This window comes from Pseudomonas sp. LAIL14HWK12:I1, assembly GCF_003202095.1.
GTDB lineage: Bacteria > Pseudomonadota > Gammaproteobacteria > Pseudomonadales > Pseudomonadaceae > Aquipseudomonas > Aquipseudomonas monteilii.
In genome coordinates this window covers 78,020-97,617 of record NZ_QJKG01000003.1, presented here as the reverse complement: position 1 = coordinate 97,617, position 19,598 = coordinate 78,020, and the positions used below count along the sequence as shown (strand labels likewise).

Annotated in this window: 15 protein-coding genes; 1 reads left to right on the top strand and 14 read right to left on the bottom strand. The window is 64.9% G+C overall.

The features are described 5' to 3' along the window. Positions 1 to 3 precede the first annotated feature (3 nt). The 11 genes from D906_RS09770 to D906_RS09720 form a co-directional block, all read right to left on the bottom strand. A complete protein-coding gene (locus tag D906_RS09770) occupies positions 4 to 1,182 on the bottom strand; it encodes a pyridoxal phosphate-dependent aminotransferase (RefSeq protein ID WP_027615125.1) in 1,179 nt (392 codons plus the stop codon). Positions 1,183 to 1,206: 24 nt separating this feature from the next. Further along, positions 1,207 to 2,436 carry an alanine racemase gene (gene alr / locus D906_RS09765; RefSeq protein WP_019097886.1) on the bottom strand — a complete coding sequence of 410 codons (1,230 nt, stop codon included), beginning with the start codon at positions 2,434 to 2,436 and terminating at the stop codon, positions 1,207 to 1,209. Positions 2,437 to 2,470: 34 nt separating this feature from the next. Then, on the bottom strand, positions 2,471 to 4,078 hold the full coding sequence (locus tag D906_RS09760; RefSeq protein WP_027615124.1) for a 5-guanidino-2-oxopentanoate decarboxylase: 1,608 nt from the start codon (positions 4,076 to 4,078) through the stop codon (positions 2,471 to 2,473). After that, positions 4,071 to 6,188: an acetate--CoA ligase family protein gene (locus tag D906_RS09755; protein ID WP_027615123.1), complete on the bottom strand. Its 2,118-nt coding sequence runs from the start codon at positions 6,186 to 6,188 to the stop codon at positions 4,071 to 4,073. The genes D906_RS09760 and D906_RS09755 overlap by 8 nt, the downstream gene beginning before the upstream one ends. 18 nt (positions 6,189 to 6,206) lie before the next feature. After that, complete coding sequence (locus tag D906_RS09750) at positions 6,207 to 7,367, bottom strand: acyl-CoA dehydrogenase family protein (RefSeq protein ID WP_025754513.1); 1,161 nt, start codon at positions 7,365 to 7,367, stop codon at positions 6,207 to 6,209. Positions 7,368 to 7,399: 32 nt separating this feature from the next. After that, positions 7,400 to 8,194 carry an enoyl-CoA hydratase/isomerase family protein gene (locus tag D906_RS09745; RefSeq protein WP_025754514.1) on the bottom strand — a complete coding sequence of 265 codons (795 nt, stop codon included), beginning with the start codon at positions 8,192 to 8,194 and terminating at the stop codon, positions 7,400 to 7,402. Between the two features lie 160 nt (positions 8,195 to 8,354). After that, on the bottom strand, positions 8,355 to 9,761 hold the full coding sequence (locus D906_RS09740) for an amino acid permease (protein ID WP_016715661.1): 1,407 nt from the start codon (positions 9,759 to 9,761) through the stop codon (positions 8,355 to 8,357). A 196-nt stretch (positions 9,762 to 9,957) separates the two neighbouring features. Continuing rightward, the gene (locus tag D906_RS09735) at positions 9,958 to 12,210 is read right to left on the bottom strand and encodes a hybrid sensor histidine kinase/response regulator (RefSeq protein ID WP_019097072.1); all 2,253 of its coding nucleotides are present in this window, start codon (positions 12,208 to 12,210) and stop codon (positions 9,958 to 9,960) included. After that, positions 12,207 to 12,983, bottom strand: a complete 777-nt coding sequence (locus D906_RS09730; RefSeq protein ID WP_019097073.1) for an ABC transporter substrate-binding protein — start codon at positions 12,981 to 12,983, stop codon at positions 12,207 to 12,209. Before D906_RS09730 ends, D906_RS09735 begins: the two co-directional genes overlap by 4 nt. Further along, positions 12,980 to 13,696, bottom strand: coding sequence for a response regulator (locus tag D906_RS09725; protein WP_016715658.1), 717 nt, complete (start codon positions 13,694 to 13,696; stop codon positions 12,980 to 12,982). Before D906_RS09725 ends, D906_RS09730 begins: the two co-directional genes overlap by 4 nt. A 72-nt stretch (positions 13,697 to 13,768) precedes the next feature. Beyond that, entirely contained in the window at positions 13,769 to 14,413 is a 645-nt protein-coding gene (locus D906_RS09720) for a TetR family transcriptional regulator C-terminal domain-containing protein (protein ID WP_016715657.1), read from the bottom strand. A 103-nt stretch (positions 14,414 to 14,516) separates the two neighbouring features. Here D906_RS09720 and D906_RS09715 point away from each other — a divergent pair, with 103 nt between their 5' ends. Then, positions 14,517 to 15,263, top strand: a complete 747-nt coding sequence (locus tag D906_RS09715) for an enoyl-CoA hydratase-related protein (RefSeq protein ID WP_016715656.1) — start codon at positions 14,517 to 14,519, stop codon at positions 15,261 to 15,263. Between the two features lie 11 nt (positions 15,264 to 15,274). On the opposite strand, the gene D906_RS09710 is transcribed toward D906_RS09715, so the two are convergent. Genes D906_RS09710 through D906_RS09700 form a run of 3 tightly spaced genes read right to left on the bottom strand, consistent with a single transcriptional unit; the run spans position 15,275 to position 19,429 of the window. Continuing rightward, the gene (locus D906_RS09710) at positions 15,275 to 16,330 is read right to left on the bottom strand and encodes a lipocalin-like domain-containing protein (RefSeq protein ID WP_027615122.1); all 1,056 of its coding nucleotides are present in this window, start codon (positions 16,328 to 16,330) and stop codon (positions 15,275 to 15,277) included. Further along, the gene (locus tag D906_RS09705; protein WP_027615121.1) at positions 16,320 to 18,764 is read right to left on the bottom strand and encodes an FtsX-like permease family protein; all 2,445 of its coding nucleotides are present in this window, start codon (positions 18,762 to 18,764) and stop codon (positions 16,320 to 16,322) included. Before D906_RS09705 ends, D906_RS09710 begins: the two co-directional genes overlap by 11 nt. Then, entirely contained in the window at positions 18,764 to 19,429 is a 666-nt protein-coding gene (locus D906_RS09700; protein ID WP_016715653.1) for an ABC transporter ATP-binding protein, read from the bottom strand. The genes D906_RS09705 and D906_RS09700 overlap by 1 nt, the downstream gene beginning before the upstream one ends. Between the last annotated feature and the right edge of the window lie 169 nt (positions 19,430 to 19,598).

Here is a 19,598-nt window from a genome sequence, read left to right as displayed (position 1 = left end):
CGCTTAGCCTTGCATCAGCTCGCTGGCACAGCGGGCGATGCGCTGGCAGGCATCGACGAGCGCCTCGTTGCCCAGCACCAGCCCCAGGCGAATATGCCCGGCGGCGCTGGGGCCAAAGGCTTCGCCGGCCAATACCGACACGCCCTGGCTGTCCAGCAGGCGGTCGGCAAAGGCCTGGGCACTGAGGCCGGTTTCGCGGATATCAACCATCACGAACATGCCACCATCGGGCTTCAACGCCTTGAGGCCCGGGCAGCCAGCCAGTTGCTCGCACACCAGGTCACGGCGCTGGCGATAGGCCTCGCGCATGGCGTCCAGTTCGGGCAACTGCTGCTCCAGCGCCACCACCGCAGCGTCCTGAATGAAGTCTGGCGAGCCATACAGCATGCACAAGGCGAGGTTCTCCAGGTGCGTGGCCAGTTCAGCCGAACCGACTACCCAGCCCACCCGCCAGCCCGTCATGGCATGCGATTTCGACAGGCTGTTGAGGGTGGCGGTGCGTTCGGCCATACCCGGCAGGCTGGCTGGGCTCACATGTTCACCCTCGTACAGCAGCTCGCTGTACACCTCGTCGGAAATCAGCCACAGGTCACGGGCGATGCACAATTCGGCGAGTGCTTCCCAGGTCGCACGGGGCAGGCTTGCACCCGAGGGATTGTGCGGGCTGTTCAGGGCCAGCGCGCGGGTGCGCGGCGTGATGCGCTCGGCCACGTCTCGCGGGCAAACGCGAAAGCCGTTCTCCGGCTTCACCGGCACCGGTACCACCTTGGCACCACAAGCACCGAACACGGCCTCGTACGTGACATACATGGGCTCGGCAACGATCACCTCGTCGCCCGGGTCCAGCACGCACTGGGCCACGCAGTACAACGCGCACTGGGCACCCGCCAACACGGTCACCTGGTCTGCGCTGACCGCTTGGCCGCTGCGCTGCCGGTGGCGGTTGGCAATGGCCTGGCGCAGGGCCAGCTTGCCGCGCACATCGGCGTAATGGGTGTGGCCCGCACGCAGGCTGTCGATGGCCGCGTCAACGATCGGCGCGGGCGTGTCGAAGTCCGGGTCACCTACCGAGAGCAGCAGGATGTCCTTGCCCTCGGCCTGCAACGCCAGGGCGCGGTAGTGGATGTCCCAGGCCGCAGCCCCGTCGCCGGCGATGCGTTGGGTGAGCGTGGCGTAGCGCATGGCAATCTCCCTTCAATGGCGGTTTCAGTCGACGAGGATCTTCGGGTTGGAACTGCCCCACACGGTGTACAGGTCGGCGAGCAACGCGCCATTGATGTCTTCCATTTCGGCCTGGGTGATTTCGCCCCCGGCCTGCTTGCCGAACAGCACCACTTCGTTGCCCCCCTTCACATCCGGGAAGTCGGTAACGTCCACCATCAGCGTGTTCATCGACACCTTGCCCACGACCGGCACACGGTGGCCGTTGATCAGCACATGGCCCTTGTTGGTAAACGCCCGGCGGTAACCGTCGGAATAGCCGACAGTGATATTGGCCAGCCGAGCGTCACGGGCCAAAGTAAAGGTGCGGTCGTAACCGACGGTATTGCCGGCCGGGTAGCTGTGCACGGCAGCCACACGCGACTTGAACTGCATGGCCCGCTGGTACTCGGTGTGGCTCGGCACGGTGTCACCGAACAGCGCGCCACCGGTGCGCACCATGTCCAGGCGCGCTTCCGGCACCTCCAGCGTAGCGAACGAGTTGGCGGCGTGCAGGGTGAGCTTGCTGCGGTCCAGCTTGGCGTGCTTGATCAGCCAGTCGGTCTGCTCGTTGAACGCTGCCAGGCCCTTGCGCACATCATCTTTGTCTTCCACGGCAAAGTGGGTCATCAGCGCGACCAACTTGAGGTGCTTCTGGTCGGTAACCTGCAACGCTTCGCCACGGCCGGACCAAGTGGTCATCTCTACCCCGTTGCGGCTCATGCCGCTGGAATTGAGCGCCAGGTGGATGCGCAACGGCTTGCCATGGCGCTCGGCGATGGCGTCGAGTTGGCGGGCGAATTCGGCACTGCCCACCAGTTCTTCCATGTCGTACTGCAAGGCGTCTTCCACTTCGCTGAGGCTGGCCAGGCGTACCCGCACCAGTTGCCCGGTGAAGCCACTGGCGCGGACCACGCGGGCCTCCTCGTTGCTGGCCACCGCCACGCAGGGCACGCCCTGGGCAATGATCGACGGCATCACCAGGCCGACACCGTGGCCATAGGCATCGGCCTTGAGCACGGCACACAGCTTGGACTTGCCGGCCAGTTCGGCCTGCAAGGTGCGGATGTTGTGTTGCAGGGCGCTGGCGCTGATTTCGACCCAGGCGTTGCTGTTTTGCACGGTCAAGGCGGTGGTGCCGTTGTCCATCGACAGCGGCGGCGCGGCGTACAGCGGAGCCTGGCCAGTGATCAGCAGGGCCAGGGAGGCGGCCAGAAGGGTACGGCGAAATGGCATGGTGGTTTCTCTTGTTATGGGTGGTGTGCGCGGTTTAGCGCACACAGGTGTGTTTGAGTTCGATAAAGGTCACGCCGGGTGTGGCGAAGCCAATGGCCAGGTCGGCCTGCAGCGCGTCCAGGTCTCGCGGCTGGCGCACCGCGCAACCAAAGGCGCGGGACAGGCCGACGAAGTCCGGGTTGCGCGGCAGTACACCGACCGGTTCGATGTCCAGGCCGAGCATGTCGTCACGGATCTGACCGAGGGCGTCATTGTTCCACAGCAGTACGACCAGCGGGCGGTCCAGTTCTTCGACCGCAGTGGCCAGTTCCTGGGCGGTGTAAAGAAAACCGCCGTCGCCCACCAGCACCAGGCCCGGGCGGTGATCGGTGGCGAGCATGCCGCCGATGCCGGCCGGCAGGCCGTAGCCGAGGGTGCCGTAGCCGGTGGGGTGCAGCCAGCTGCGTGGCGCCCGGCTGGCGAAGGCGTAGTTGCCGGTGTAGGCCAGCTGGGTCATGTCGCTGCTGATGAAAGCGTTGTCGGGCAGCACCGCGGCAATGCGGTCCAGAATGGCCTGGTGCGTGGCCTGCAGTGGCGCATGCCCGTTGCGGATGGCCTGGCGCAGGCTGGCCACAGCCTCGTGGGCCTGAGCCGGTTCGCGGGCGAGCTCCGGCAGGTGGTCGAGCAAGCCGCACAGGGTTTGCCGGGCATCGCCGTGCAGGGCCATGGCACAGGGGTAGAAGTCGTTGAACTTGCGCGGGTCGATGTCCACGCGCAGCAGTTCGCCCGTGATCGGCAGGCGCTCGCGCCAGAAGTCGGTGTCGGCCATTTCGGTGCCCACGGCCAGCACCACATCGGCCTCGCTGATGAGTTGCCAACCGGGCTCCACGCACAGGCTAGAGCCGGCATTGAGTGGAGCGTCCGGTGGCAGCAGGCCCTTGCCGGCCACGCTGGTGAACACCGGTGCCGCCAGGCGAGTGCTCAGTTGCGCCAGTGGCTCGGCAGCGTGCAGCGCCCCCCCGCCGGCAATGATCATCGGCCGCTTGGCCGCCGCCAGCTTCAGGGCCGCCCGGTCTAGGGTTTCCCGGCACGGCTGGCCACGGCCGGGCCGACGCACCACCTCATTGCTCCAGTCGCGGCTTACCGGCGCGGCCAGCACGTCCAGCGGCACCGAAATGTGCACCGGGCGCGGCCGTTCGCTGTCGAACACTGCCCAGGCGCGGGCGATCAGCTCGGGCAGGTCTTCGCCGCGCAGGGCCACAGCAGAAAACGCGGTGATCGGCGCTGTCATGGCGCGCTGGTCCTGGGTTTCGTGCAGGCAACCCCAGCCCTTGCCCAGGCTGGCGGTGTGGTTGACGCTGGAAATCACCAGCATCGGGATAGAGTCGGCATAGGCCTGGCCAATGGCGGTGGCGGCGTTGGTCACGCCCGGGCCGGTGATGACAAAGCACACCCCAGGCTTGCCACTGACCCGCGCGTAGCCGTCGGCCATGAAACCGGCGCCCTGCTCATGCCGGGTCAGCACATGGCGGATGCCACTGCCCGGCAGGCCACGGTAAAGCTCCAGGGTATGCACGCCGGGGATGCCGAACACGGTTTCCACGCCGTAATTGGCCAACAGCCGTACCAGCGCCTGGCCGGCAGTCATGCTGTGGTTATTCATGTCGTTCTCCTTGCGCCTGGCCGAGGCGGATCAACGCGTCGACCGCAGTGGTGCCACGGGCCCCCACCATCAATGGGTTCACATCCAGTTCCAGCAGGTGCCCGGCGTTTTCGCAGGCGTAGTCGGCCACCGCGCGGATGGCTGCAACCAGCGCGTCGAGGTCGGCGGCCGGGCGACCACGGAAGCCTTGCAGCAGGCTGGCGCTGCGCAGGCTCAGCAGTGCGGCACGGATGGCGCTGTCGGTGGTGGGCAGCAACAGGCTGACGCTGTCTTTGAGCAGTTCGACCAACACGCCTCCGGCCCCCATCACCAGCGCCAGGGCGAAGTCGTGTTCACGCTTGATGCCGACGATCAGCTCGGCCAGCGGCGGCTCGGCCATGGGTTCGAGCAGTACCTGGTCGAATGCTACGTGCGGGGCGTAGGCGGCGATGCGCTGGCGCATCTGCACCAGTGCGGCTTCCAGGGCAGCAGCATCGCGCAGATTCAGCGCCACCGCACCGGCCTCAGTCTTGTGTGGCAACTGCGCGCTGACGGCCTTCAGCACCAGCGGGTAACCCACACGTGCGGCGTCTGCCACGGCGCGTTCGGGCGTGCTCAGTACACCCGCTGGCACCGGCAAGCCAAAGGCGCGCAGCGCTTGCTTGGATTGCCATTCATCCAGCAACCGGTTTTCGCCCGTGAGCGCCTGCGGGCACAACGGTACGCGTGCGGCCTCGCCCTGCTCCAGCAGCCGCTGGCGGTTGCGTTGGTAACCGACGATGCAGCCCCACGCAGCCAGGCCGTCTTCCACGCCCTGCAAGGCAGCGATGCCGCGCGCATGCAGGCGCTCACGCGCGCTGGCGGGCAGCAGCTCGGGGAAGGCCGAGGTAACGAAGCCGATCTTGCCATGGCGCTCCAGCGCATCGCAGTAAAGCCTTAGCAGCAGGTCGCATTCCTTGCGCTCGCCGGTAAAGGCCGCTGGGTAATCCAGCACCAGCATGGCAGCACCGGCCGGCCCGCTCAGGGTGCTATCGAGCATGCACTGCAGGGCCGCTTCATCGCCCCAGATGGCCGTGGTGAAATCCAGCGGGTTGACCAGGTTGGCATAGGCTGGCAGCACGCAGGTCAGTGCCGTCACCTGCTCTGGTTCAAGCGTTGGAAGGTTCAACCGGTTTCGCTCGGCATAGTCGGCAATCAGCCCGGCATCACCGCCTGAGCAAGCCAGTGCGATCAGCTCGCCATCTGCCGGCAAGTGCCCGCAAGCGGCGGCCTTGAGGGTTTCGGCAAAGCTGACCGGGCCACTGACACGGATCACCCCCAAGCGCTGGAACAGGCTGTCGTACAAGGCATCGGAGCCGGACAACGAGCTGGTGTGGCTGAGCGCCAGTTCAGCACCGATTTGCGACACGCCCGTTTTCAAGGCAATGATCGGCGTGCCCTGTTGCAGCGCTTTGTGAGCGGCGCGCGCGAAGCCCTGCACGTTTTTCAGGCCTTCCAGATGCAGGCCGATCGCCGTTACCCGTGGGTCGTCAAGCAGCACGTCCATCAACTCGGCCACACCCAGTTGCGCCTGGTTACCGACCGAGGCCATGTAGGCCACCGGTAGCGAGCGGTCGCTCATGGACAGGTTGTAGGCGAAGTTACCGCTTTGGGTGAGAATCGCCACGCCCTTCTCCACCTGTTTACCGCCATGGGCCACCGGCCACAGGGCGGCCCCGTGCAGGTAGTCGAGCAGGCCGTAGCAGTTGGGGCCGAGCAAGGCCATGTCGCCAGCAGCGTCAAGCAGGCACTGCTGCAACTGGCGGCCCTCCTCGCCACACTCGGCAAAGCCCGAGGCATAGCAGATGGCGCCGCCGGCCCCGCGTGCAGCCAACTCGGCCACACACTGCAACGTCCGCTCGCGGTTGGTGGCGATGAACACCGCGTCCGGGGCATAGGGCAAGTCGGCCACCCGCGCTACGCAAGGGATGCCCTCCAGGCTTTCGTGCTGCGGGTTGACCAGCCACAGCTCGCCACCAAAGCCCCCTTCCGCGCAGTGCTTGAGCGCCCGCGCCATGCTGCGCCCACCAACGAAGGCCAGGTGCCGGGGCGCCAGCAGGCGCTTGAGGTTGTCACGAATCGATTGCGACATGTGCGTTCTCCAGGCCGGTCAGCGCAGCAGCGGGCGCAGCAGTTCACGGGCGATGATGTGCCGCTGGATTTCCGAGGTGCCCTCCCAGATGCGCTCGATGCGCGCATTGCGCCAGATGCGCTCGACCGGCCCTTCATCCATCAGGCCCATGCCGCCGAAGATCTGCACGGCTTCGTCGGCCACCTTGCCCAGCACTTCACTGGCGAACAATTTGGCCATGCCAGCCTCGCCATCGGTCATGCTGCCCTGGTCCATCTTCCAGGCAGTGTGCAGGGTGAGCATTTCGGCAGCGCGGATCTGCGTGGCCATGTCGGCCAGCTTGAACGACACACCTTGATAGCTGCCAATGGCCTGGCCGAACTGCTTGCGGTCGGCGGCCCATTGCAGCGACAGGTCGAGGGCGCGCTGGGCCTGGCCTACGCAGTTGGCGGCAACCATCACCCGGCCGGCGGTGAGCCAGGCGTTGGCTACTTCCCAGCCTTTGTCGACTTCACCCAGCACCTTGCTGGCCGGTACCCGGCAATCGTCGAAGAACAGCTCATAAGTGTGATAGCCGCGGTTGCTCACGCACTTGGGGCCACGGCGGATGGTCATGCCCGGCGTACCACGGTCGACCAGGAAGGCCGTGACCGCGTTGCGCTTGCGCCCGTTGTGCTCGTAGGTGTCAGTGACGGCAAAGACAATGGCGAAGTCGGCATGGCCCGCGTGGCTGATGAAGTGCTTGCTGCCATTGATGACAAAGTCATCGCCCTGGCGCACGGCGCGGGTCTTGATGGCGTTGGCATCAGAGCCGGCCCCCGGCTCGGTGAGGGCGAAGCAATCGGTTTTCTCGCCCTGTACGCAGGGCAGCAGGTAGTCGTTGATCTGCTCGTCCTTGCAGGCCATGAGGATTTTCGACGGCCGGGCAACGAACACATGCAGCGCCCAGGACACCTTGGACAACTCGCGTTCGATCAGCGCCTGGGACAGGTAGTCCAGGCCGCCGCCGCCCACCTCCTCCGGCATGTTGAACGCGTAGAACCCGGCGGCGATGGCCTTGCCACGGATGTACGCGGCCAGTTCCGGAGACACGGCATCGGCTCGGTCCACCGCTTCCTCATGGGGCAGCAGCTCTTTGGCAACAAAGCTGCGTACCGCTTCCACCAACATTTCTTGTTCTTGGGTCAGTTGGAAATTCATCTGCGAAGGTCCTGGTCAGGGTCGGTATCAGGTTACTGGCCGGTGAAACGGGGGGCGCGACGTTCAACCGAAGCTTGCAGCGCCTCGGCGCCGTCCTGGCTACGGCCACACAGCAGGCCGGCGTGGCGCTCGGCTTCCAGCTGTTCGGCCAGGGTGCGCCGGGCGCCATCGCATATAAGCCGCTTGGTTTGCGCGTAGGCGAATGTCGGGCCGTTGGCCAGGCGCCCGGCCAGTTCGGCGGCTACGGCGGGCAGTTGTTCGTCAGGGCACACTTCGCTGACCAGCCCGGCTGCCAGGGCGCGTTCGGCGCCCCACAGTTCATCGAGGAACAACAGGCGCTTGGCCTGTTCGCTGCCGATCAGCCGAGGCAGGTGCCAGCTGGCGCCGGCATCGGGGCTGTAGCCCATGCTGGTGTAACCGGCCTTGAAACGCGCCGAGGCGGCGGCGATACGCAGGTCGCAGCACAGGCTGAGGTCCATGCCCCCGCCCACGGCGGTGCCGTTGATGGCAGCGAGGGTGGGTTTGTCGAGGCTGTGCAAGCGCAACATCAGGGCGTGGGCGGTTTCGGTCCAGCCATAGGTTTCCAGGGTACCTGCAGCCTCGGCGGCGGCCCACTCGGCCAGGTCGGCACCGGCGCAGAAGCTGCGGCCGCTGCCAGTCAATACCACCACGCGTACGGCCGGGTCGCCGTTGTGGCTGTCGAGCAAGGCGTGCAGCTGCTTGAGGGTGGGGATATCCAGCGCGTTGCGCTGCTCTGGGCGGTTGAGGGTGATCCAGGCAACGCCGGTTTCGACCTTGCTCAACAGAGACGACGACGGGGTGGTCATGTAGGCCTCGGTATTGTTGTGTCTATTTGAGGGGCTGACGAGGGAGATACTAAACGAGTGTTCAACAAGGCGGGATGGGCTGTTACAACTTCGCACAACTTGGTCTTCGACGTTACACACCCCCTGCTATTGCAGGGGGTGTGCGGCATGGGCTGTCGGTTCAGACACCGGGCGCGCTGGGTGCCAGGGCCCCTTGCCGACGACGATTTACAAAGAAATACGCCGCATAGCACAGGGCAATGAAGCCAAAGCCCCAGTACAGCGACGGCCGCTGGGTTTCATCCAGCGCCAGGAACACGAACAGCGAACTGCACAAGGTGATGCACAGCAGCGGCACCAGCGGGTACAGCGGCGCCCTGTACTTCAAGCCTTGCAGTTGCCCACCTTCACGCAGGTAGGCTCTGCGGAAGCGGTATTGCGCCAGGGCAATGACGATCCAGGTCACGGTGCCGGACATGCCGCTCACCGCCATCAGCACCATGAACAGGGTGTCGGCGGCAATGAAGCTGGTCATCAACGAGATCAACGCAAAGCACAGGGTGATGCTCAGCGCCCGCAGCGGTACACCACGCTTGCTCAGCGGCGAGAGACTTTTCGGCGCCATGCCGCTCTTGGACATGGCCCACAGAATGCGTGTGGACGCATACAGCCCGGAGTTGCCCACCGACAGGATGGCGGTAAGGATGACGAAGTTCATCAGGTCGGCGGCGTAAGGGATGCCGACCATGTCGAACACCTGCACGAACGGGCTTTCCATCAAGCCGGCCTGCTCGTACGGCACGATGGCCGACAGCACGGCAATCGCCAGCACATAGAAGATCAGCACACGGAACACCACGTTGCGCACGGCCCGCGGGATGCTCTTTTCCGGGTGCTCGGTCTCACCGGCGGCCACGCCCATGATTTCACACCCCTGGAAGGCATAGACCACGGTCATCATCACGGCGAAGACCGCCGACAGGCCGTGTGGGAACAGCGACTCGCCCACCAGGTTGTCCAGCATCGGTGCCGGTGCCCCGCTGCTCAGCGGGATGGCGCCGAAAATCACCAACAGGCCAATGACAATGAAACCGAGGATGGTCGCCACCTTGATGCCCGAGAACCAGTACTCCGCCTCGCCAAAAGCGCGGGTGGCCAAGGCGTTGAGGCCGAACAGCACGACCACGAACAGCGCCGACCAGTACCAGATCGGAACCTCGGGGAACCAACGGGTCATCAGCATGCCGGCGGCGGTGAACTCCAGGCCCACAGTAGTGGCCCAGCTCATCCAGTACACCCAGCCGATCATGAAGCCGGTGGCGGGGCCAATGAACTTGGTGGCGTGGGCCTGAAACGAGCCGGACACCGGCATCTGCACCGACAGCTCGCCCAGGCAGACCATCACCAGATACATCAGCAAGCCTGCCACCAGGTAGGCCAGGATGGCGCCCACCGGGCCGCCCTGGTTGATGGTCACGCCCGAGCCCATGAACAGGCCGGTGCCGATCACCCCGCCCAGCGACAACATGAAGATGTGACGGCTTTTCAGTGCGCGGGTGAGCTGGATCTTCTCGTGGGTGTCAGTCATGGTGCACCTCGCCATTGCGGCCGGTGCGCGGGGTGGTGTGAAGGAAGGGCTGAGCACTAGCGCATGTCATTGTTCTTGTCTCCAGTAAGCCTCATGGACCGCGTACAGCACGGTTGCCATGGATTATTGGAAACAGATGTAAGACGCCGTTGTACGAACGGATCGAAGATGTAAAAAGTCGTAAGTTTTTTGTACGTCAGCCCTGGATCAGCTGTTCGAGGGTGGCGCGGGCCTGGCCGAGCTGGCTTGCCAATGGCTCACCAAGCGCCTTCAACGCCTGTTCGTCGTGCTGCCGGGCCGCCTCTTCAATGCAGCGCAATAGCGCGGCCAGGCCAGAAAAGCCCAGGGAGTCGCAACTGCCGGCCAAACGATGGGCCAGGTGCAGCACTTCGGTAACGTCCTGGGCCAGCAGCGCCTCGGCCAGTGCCGTGGCGTGCTGTTCCAGTGACTGGCGCAGCACCTTCAGCAAGCCCTGCAGTTTCTGCTCACCCAGCAGCGAACGGTGGGTGTCCAGCAGCGACCAGTCCATGTCTGCGTCAGTGCCAATCACTTCGCTGGGCGCCACTTCGGCCAACGCCTTGCGCAGGGTCTCCAACCGCAACGGTTTGGCCAGTACCCCCTGCATGCCGGCCGCCAGATAACCCGATACCTGCCCCGGTTGCACACCGGCCGTCAGCGCCAGAATCCGGCTGGCGCGGTTCGGTCCGGGCGAGGCACGCAGCCTCTGACACAGTTCCACTCCACTCATGCCCGGCAAGTGTACGTCCAGCAGGATCAGGTCGAAGCGCTGTTGCGCGCAAACCTGCAGGGCCTGCCCGGCGTCTTCGGCAAAGCTCACCCGATGGCCATCGCGCAGTAGCAACCCTTTCGCCACCTCGCGGTTCAATGCCACATCTTCGACCACCAGAATATCCAGGCTGGGCATCGGCGGCATGGCGGGTGACCGGCCCGGCACGGGTTGCCCACGGGCCATTTCGAGCTCGAACCAGAAGCAACTGCCCTGCCCCGGCACGCTGTCCAGGCCGATGCTGCCGCCCAGTTTTTCCACCAGGTGCTTGCAGATCGCCAGGCCCAGGCCGGTGCCACCATAGCGACGGGCCACGGCCTCGCTGGCCTGGACGAAGCGGTCGAAGATTCTCGCCTGCACGGCGGGCTCGATGCCGATGCCATTGTCACTGACCGACAGCCGCAAGCGCTGCGCGTGCTCGCTACTGGCAAGCACCCTCACCCCAAGCTGCACCTGGCCGTGCTCGGTGAACTTGATGGCATTGGCCAGCAGGTTGCTGAGCACCTGACGCAGGTACTGCTCGGCACCGTGCTGGTACCCGGCCAACGCCTCATCGATATGCAGGTGCAACGTGTCGCCGTTGTCCTTGGCCATGGGCTCAAGCAGCGTCAACACTTCCTGGCACAGTTGGCGCAAGGAAAAACCCACCAGCTCGGCCCGGCTCTCGCCTTCTTCGAGCCGGGCGAAATACAGCACTTCGTTGAGAATCGCCAGCAGCCCCTCGCCGGCCTTGTACAAGGCCTCGACGCGCTGACGGTCAGGCAACTCCAGCCGCGCGCCGCGCAACAATTCAGCCATGCCCAGAATGCCGTTAAGCGGCGTACGCAGCTCATGGCTCATGGTCGCCAGAAAGCGCGACTTGGCCAGGTTGGCAGCCTCGGCCTCGTCCTTGGCCCGAGCCAGGCTGGCCGTACGCCGCTCGACCATGGCCTGCAGTTCGTCGCGCTTGTCCTGCAGTTCAAGCCGATCACGCTCGCGGCGCTCGATATCGCTGAGGATGGCGCGGCGCATATCGTCCAAGGCATTGGCCACCGTGTCGATTTCATCCGGGCGCGATGAAGGACGGCGGCCCAGGCGCAGCGGCTCTTGCCACTGGCCGGCGCCAATACGGCGAGCGAACTCGGCCATCACTTGCAGGTGGCGAGTGACCAGTCGGTAGAAAAGCCCCGACAGCGCCACCGCCAACCCGCACAAAAACACACCCATCCACAGCAGGCTGGTCAAGCCGGTGGCATACAGCCGCTGATGCACTGCCCCCAAGTCAATGGTCACTTCCAGCTCACCCAGGTGCCTGGCAGGCCCCGAAGGGGGCTGAAAGTCGAGCGGGAAGCGCTCGACACGCAGCGGCCCTTTGGGCTCGGCCGCCCCTCTCTGCAGTTGGAAGTCGTCGCTGACCAGGCGCACCCGGGCCACATCGGAAAAGTCCACCAGGCCGCGCAGCTGGGTGTCCAGTTGCGCTTCGTCCAGGTCCCACAAGCTGCGCTCCAGGCTGGCCAGGTAGCCGGCACGGATCAGCGCCATGCGTGCGTCAATGTCGCGCATCTCGCGGCGGTACTCGAAGTACAGCTGCACCCCGCTGGCCAGCACGGTAAAGCAAAGGCTGAACAACAGGATGAACAGCAACAGGCGGCGCAGCAGGCCGTCAGCGCGCAGCGGGATCATCGGGCATCCGCCGGCAGGTTGACCATGTCCCTGTAGGTGACTTCGCTCTGCTCCAGCCAGCGCGCGATCTCTCCGGTCTGGTTCATACGCTGCAACTGCGCGTCGATTTCGTCCATGTGCCGGCTCAGGGGTGATCGCCGCGATACCGCAACGCGCAGGTAGTCCACGCTCAGGGCGCTGGGCAATACGCGGATATCCTGCGCCCCGGGCAGGTGCTCGATGAACAGTTGGCCGGTGCGCCGCTCCTGGATCACATAATCGATGCGCCCACGGATCAGCTTGCCGAAGTTCTGCTGGCTGGAAGACACCCGCTCGATGTTCTGGTGGCGGGCCACGAAGCGATCGAATTCGGCGCCGTAGCTTTCACCGTACAGCAGGCCGCCACGGTAGCCCGCAAGGTCCTCCACGCGCTGGAACCGAACCGGCCGAAGGCGGTTGTAGAACACCGCCACCTCTTCGCGTACCACCGGCTCGGTGGAAAAACGCATGCGCTGGTCACGCTGGTCGCTGTTGTAGGCCAGTACCACGTCCACCCGCCCGGCGGCGGCGTCCATCAGGCAGCGCTTCCAGTTGCCCAGCACCACCGTCTGCACGTCGTAGCCCATGCGGGTGAACAGCTCGCGCACCACGGTCGGCGCCAGGCCGCGCACCTGGTGGCCATCGCTCCAGGAGATCGGCGGGTACACCGGGTAGTCACAATAGCGCACCGTCTCGGCCGCACCAGCGTGCGCGGCGAGCATCACCAGCGCCACCCCCAGGGCGCGGGGGGTCATGCGGCCACGCTGGCGGTGAACAGGTAGCCGGTACCGTGGATGGTGATGATCAGTTGCGGCTCGGCCGGGTCGTCGTGCAGCTTGCGCCGCAAGCGGCCGACCAGCACGTCGATGGAGCGGTCGTTGGGCACCCACTCACGGTTGCGAATCTGGTCCATCAACTGGTCACGGCTGAGGGTATGGCCGCTGTTGCGTAGAAACACGCTGAGCAACTGGAATTCACCGTGGGTGAGCAGGGTTTGCCCCCCGCGCGCGTCAATCAGGCGGCGACGGTCGGTGTCCAGCGCCCAGTCGGCAAACTGCTTCAGCGACTGCGCACAGGCCGGCACGGGATGCACTTCGCGAGCATGGCGCACGCGGCGGATCAGGTTTTTGGCGCGCGACACCAGCTCACGGGGGTTGAGCGGTTTGATGACGTAGTCATCGGCACCGCATTCCAGGCCGACGATGCGGTCGATGTCGTCGTTGCGCCCTGTGATGAGGATGATGCCCACCTCCGAGCGCACCCGCAGCTCGCGGGTCAGGGTGAGGCCGTCCTTGCCGGGCAGGCGGATATCCAGCAGCACCAGGTCGACATCCTGGCTGCCGAGCAGGGCTTCGGCTTTTTCTGCCGTATCAGCGCAGTGTACGTCGTAGCCTTCCTGGGAAAGATAGGCCTGCAGCAAGTCACGAATAAGCGGATCGTCATCGACGATCAATACCCGAGGCGTCATGCGTGTCGTCTCTTTTTATTGGTGTTGTTCTACACACTCGCGCCAGCAGCGTACTCGTTACTGAACAGGCGATCAACAGCCCTCGGGCAGGCTGAAACGGCGCCGACCACCGGCTTGCAGGCCATCGACCCAGGCTTCGCAGATAATCACGCCCTGCTCGGGCGTGAAGGTGCCGGGGTTGAGCCCCGACTCCAGCCACAGGCCGTCCAGCAAGGCGCTGAGGCTGATGGCGGCGAGGTCGGCATCGAAGCCCTGCCAGCCCTCGTCTCTGGCGAGCGAGGCCAGCAGCTGGCTCAGCTCCTTGCGGTACTCGCCATAGGAATGGTCGTGCACCTGGTTGATTGCATCAGCTGTCTTGACCGCGCCCCAGAACGCCAGCCAGGCGTCAAGCAGTTGCGGGTCGAGCAACTCTGCGCAGAACGAAGCGCGGAAAAACGCCGACAACCGCTCGCGGGCATTGGGCGCGGCCTGGGCCATGGCTTCACGCAACAGGCCCATCACCCGCCCGGTAACCGCCAGGTAGGCCTCGGCCACCAGTTCGTCCTTGCCGGCGTAGTGGTGGCTGATCAGCCCTACCGAAACCCCGGCCTCGGCCGAGATCTTGCGGATCGAAGCCCCCTGGAAGCCATGGCGCTTGAGGCACACCAAGGTCGCCTCGACCAGGTTGGCTTTGCGCAATTCCGGCAGCATGCGGTGGTAGCGGGCTTCCTGGTTCATGGGCGGCTCTCGGTTCGGGGGGCTGGACTGAACGACTGTACAACAAGCCGGCGTGCGTGATAAACCCTTGGCTCTCCTGCCTACAACAACAAAAGCGGCTGCCATGAACGACCTGATCATACGCGACCTGGACCAGGGCCTGCTGACCCTGGCCTTCAACCGCCCCGACAAGCTCAACGCACTGAATACAGCCATGTACCAGCAGCTGGGCGACCTGTTGTTGGCGGCCAGTGAAGACCCGAACGTAGAGGCAATCATCATCACCGGTGGGCCGCAGTGCTTCACTGCGGGCAACGACCTGCGCGATTTTCTCGACAACCCGCCCGGTGATCTGAACAGCCCGGTATTTCGCCTGATGCGGGTGGTGATGGGCCTGGACAAGCCGCTGATCGCGGCAGTCAGTGGCGCGGCCATCGGCATTGGTGCCACCTTGCTGTTGCATTGCGACCAGGTACTTGTCAGCCGTTCGACCAAGCTGCGCATGCCGTTCGCGCCACTGGGTGTGTGCCCGGAGTTTGGCTCCAGCCTGCTGCTGCCTCGCTTGCTTGGCCAGGCCCGTGCAGCCCGCTTGCTGCTGGGCAATGAAGGGCTCAATGGCGAACAGATGGTGGCTTGGGGGCTGGCCAACGAGCTGCATGAGGATGGCGAACAATGCCTGGCCGCAGCCCGCACGCTGGCGCGGCAGCTGCAAGGCTACCCGCAGGCGGCGCTGCGCATCAGCAAGCGGCTGCTCAAGGACAGCCAGCGCGCCGAGCTGGAGGCGACGGTGGCGCGAGAGAGCCGGTTGTTTATCGACTGTTTGCGTACCGAGGAAGCCCGGACCGTGTTAAGGGGCCTGATCAAGGATTGAATGGGCTGAGGCTAGTATCCGGTCATCTCCAGATACCCACGCCCACCCGCACTTCCCGTCAACCGCACCGGCCCTTCCCAATACCCAAACCGCGTATCCATCCACGCCTGCGGTTCCACTGCATCCACGTGTATATCTACCCCGTGCGCTGGTACCTGCACCCGCCAGCGCGTTGGCACCTGCTTGTCATTTTTCTGAGTCACCGAAGCAAGCGCCTGCATCTGGATCTGCTCCCCATGAAGCGCCACGACGTCACCCTGCGGCCCCACCCAGGTCCCGGCGCGATACACCTCACCCTGCGCCTCGCGCACCTGGAACAGCATCAGCTTGGCACCACTGTCCAGATGCAGGGAAAACCAGTCCCACCCAGTCTGCCCGGCAGCCAGCGGCTGGCTGCTCCATTCCCGGTCCAGCCAGGCTTGGCCAGTGACAGCGATGCACAAGCCGTCACGCTCCACCTCCCCGTGCACGCGGTAAAACGGCTGGCTGTAATAATAGGAAGCCTGTCCCTTGCCGGATTTTTCGCTGTAACCCTGATCGCCGTGCAGCACCAAGGGCCGGTCACTGCGCAGGAGCAAGTCATAGTGGAAACCTTCGCCACCTGCGACCATTCGCAGGCTTTCGATACCTCCCCTGCCCTGCAACGCCCAGTCATTGATCCACGCCCGAAACGGCTGGGCCTGCACGCCGGCCTGGCCGATACCACCGCGCGCCAGGGTTTCGCCAGACTGATGCCCACCCGGGCCGGTCAAAGCCGCGTGCCCCATCCACAGGTTCGGGCTGTTCCAGTCAGCGGTTTCCGGGCCGGGGCGCAGTGCCGAGCGGAACAGCGTCCACTGCGCGCCCCAGTCGCGCCCCTGGGCGTCCTTGAGGTTGGCGGTGACATACCACCACTCGATGCGAAATCCCTCATGAGGCCCGTGGTCACGAGGGAACGCCAAGTGATGCCCGCGGGTTACCTGGCTGAACCCGACTGCCTGCTGCCCAAGCCCGGCATAGCCTTGTGGCGCCGGTTGATCACAAGCGCACAGCAGGCCGCACAGCAACAACCACGCACTACGCTTCATCGGCAAACGGCCTCAACAGTTCGCGGGGCTGGCGGCGCGCCAGTTGCCACAGCGGCCAGGCGCTGGCCAGCAGGCTGGTCAACAGGCCCAGCACAGCCAGTTGCAGCAGTTGCGCAGGAAACACGTAGAGCGGCAAACGCCAGCCAAACGCCTGCACATTGACGACCGCCACCAGGCACCATGCCAGTAACACCCCCAGCGGAATGGCCAGCAATACCGTGAAACTGCTTAGCATCAGCGTTTGCCCCAGGCTCAGCCACACCAGTTGTCTGCGTTGCACGCCCAGCGCCCACAGTGGTGCCAACTGGCCGAGCCGGGTTTGGCCCAACGTCAGCAGGTTGATGAACAACGCCACCCCGGCCACACCCAGGGTGAGGCTGTTGAGTGCCGCGGTGGCGGCGAAGGTGCGGTTGAACACCTCGGTAGACCAGCTTTTCAGGCGTACTTGCTCCACCACGCGGCTGTCGTCCAGGGCGAAGTGCTGTTGCAACGCGGCCTTGGTGACGGGCACTTGGTCGGTGTGCAGGTCAACACTCAACCCCGTCAGCGTCGCCTGTGGCCAATGCGAACGCAACCAGCCGGCATTCACCAGCACATGGCCTTTGGGGTTGCCGTAGTCGGCATAGACCCCGACCACCGTCATGGCCTGCGAAGACAGCGCAAGGCGGTCACCCAAGTGCAGCTTCAAGCGCCTGGCCAATTGTTCACTGAGCATCACGGCCTGCCCACTGGACAGTTGCTCCCAGGCGCGCGGCTGCTGCTCAAGCAACGGCCAACGTTTGAGGTAGAGGGGGTGATCGACGATACCCTGGACCTGCACTGGCCACCCCTGCAACCGGGTTTCAACACGCCAGCCAGGCAGCACTGCGATGACCGCAGATTGCTGGCCAAGCCATTCGGCAATTTGCAACCCTTGTTCGGTATCCTTGGGGGTGACATACAGGTCGGCAGACAGACGCATGTCCAGCCAGCCAACGAACGTCTTGCGAAAGCCTTCGGTCATGCTGCCCACGCCGACACTGGCCGCCAGCGCCAGCAACAACGCCATGAGCGCCAGGCTCAGGGCCGGCAGTTGCTGGCGGCTGTCGGCCACGAACCATTGCACCAAGGGCCGCCGACAAAACCGCGTCAACCCGCCAAGCCCGTGGTCGAGCAAGGCGGGCAACAGGAGTGCCGACGCCAGCAACAACCCCGCCAGCATGGCAAACGCGCAAGCCAGGCTGTTACCCAACACGCCAAACCCCAAGGCCAGCAGCAACAGCAAGCCTGCTGCGCAAGCCTGGCGCCTTGACCACAACCCCTGTGCCAGCCGCCAGGCCTGAGGCTGCGCCAGCGCCAGCAATGGCAGCCGGGCTGCACGCAACACGCTACCCAGCCCTGCCAGCAATGCCCCCAGCACACTCACCAGTACACCCGCCAGCCACCACCCTGCGGGCAGGCTCAACGTGCCGGCCACCTGGGCGCCATACAGGCCGCGCAAACTGGCAGCCACATCAGGCAACAACCACGCGGCCAGTACATACCCACTGGCCACACCTGCCAGCCCGCCCAGCAGTGCGAACAGGCCCAGCTCCAACACCAATGCACCCAGCAGCGTGTTCAAGCTGACCCCACAAGCGCGCAGGTTACGTATCAGGCCTCGCCGCTGCTCCAGCGCCAGGCCGATGGCGGCGTGGGCGATGAACAGGCCAACAACGAACGCCAGCAGGCCAAGGGCGGTCAGGTTAAGGTGAAAACTGTCGGTCAGCCGCTGCAATCCGTCGTCGTCCTGCTGAGGTTGCAGTTCGAGCAGGGCCGCGATATCAGCAGGCAACGGCCCTGGCTTGCCGGCCACCAGCAACCGCGACAACTGCCCGGGTGCGTGCAGCAGGCGTTGGGCATGGCCGATGTCGACGACCATTATGCCGGGCGCCAGCGCAGGTTGCAGGACCACGGGGGGAAGCGGTTGCCCTTCGCTGTCGCGCATTGAACCTTCGCCCCATTGGCGCAACGTATCCGGCCCTACCCAGGCTTGCCCGGGTGTGCCGATAAATGCCTGCAGGTCGAATGCTTGGGGCTGCACGCCGGCAATGCTGCTGGTCGGCGGTAGGCTCAAAGGATCGATGCCGATCAGCCGCACACTGCGCACAGGCTCACCCGACAAGCGCAAACGCCCTTCCAGCATGGGTGTCACCTGCCACCCATGCTTGCGCAACTGCACGTACAGCCCCTGATCGAAATGATCACCCTTGCGCGGTACAAACTGCGCCTGCATCGGCCCGGCCAGCACGGCACTGGCCCGGGCATAGTCGCTACGTGCCTGGCTGTTCAGTGCCTGTACGCCCGTCCACAAGGCCGTGGCCAGCCACAGCCCGGTGAAGATGCTGACAAACTGCACCCGATGGCGCCGCCAATGGCTGAGCAACGCCAACAGGGCCAGCGACAAGAGCCTCATCACCCGTGCTCTGGCTGAACGCGGCCGGCCTGCAGGTAGCAACGCTGCTGCAAGCGTGCCGCCAGCCGCGGGCTATGGGTCACCATCAGCACACCACTGCCGGCCTCGGCGACCAGTTGCAGCAGCAGGTTCAGCACCTCATCGCTGCTGGCTTCGTCAAGGCTGCCGGTAGGCTCGTCGGCCAGCAGCCACGCCGGCCGCCCGGCCAGCGCACGGCCAATGGCAACCCGCTGTTGCTGGCCGCCAGACAACTGTTCCGGATAGCGCGCGAGCAAACCTGCCAGGCCCAGGCGTTCTGCCAGGTAGGCCACCCATTGCGGGTCATGCCGGCCGGCGAGCCTTGCCTGGAATGCAAGGTTCGTCGCCACGTCCAGGCTGCTGATCAAATTGTATTGTTGGAACACCAGGCCAATGCCCTGCCGCCGCCACTGCGCCAACGATGACTCTGAACGGCTGTCGAGCGGCGTGCCATCAATCAGGATCCGGCCACTGTCGGCGCGGTCCAGGCCGGCAACCAGGTGCAACAAGGTGCTCTTGCCGCTGCCCGATTCGCCCATCAATGCCAAGCTGCTGCCGCGCGCCAGGCGCAGGTTGACGCCCTGCAGCACAGGCAGCGGGCCTTGGGGGGTGCGGAATGATTTGTGGAGCTGTTCGATGGCGAGCATCGAGGGGCCTTGGTGGGTTGTGGGGTTTGTTTAGGAATAGCAGGTTCAGGCCGTTTCCCAGCCATTAAAACACCCTGCTCAATCCCGAGCCGTGATCAAAATTCTTATTAGTGGATCCATAAAATCCGATAATCGCCCAAAACCTTATAAATAACCGCGCAAACCATTG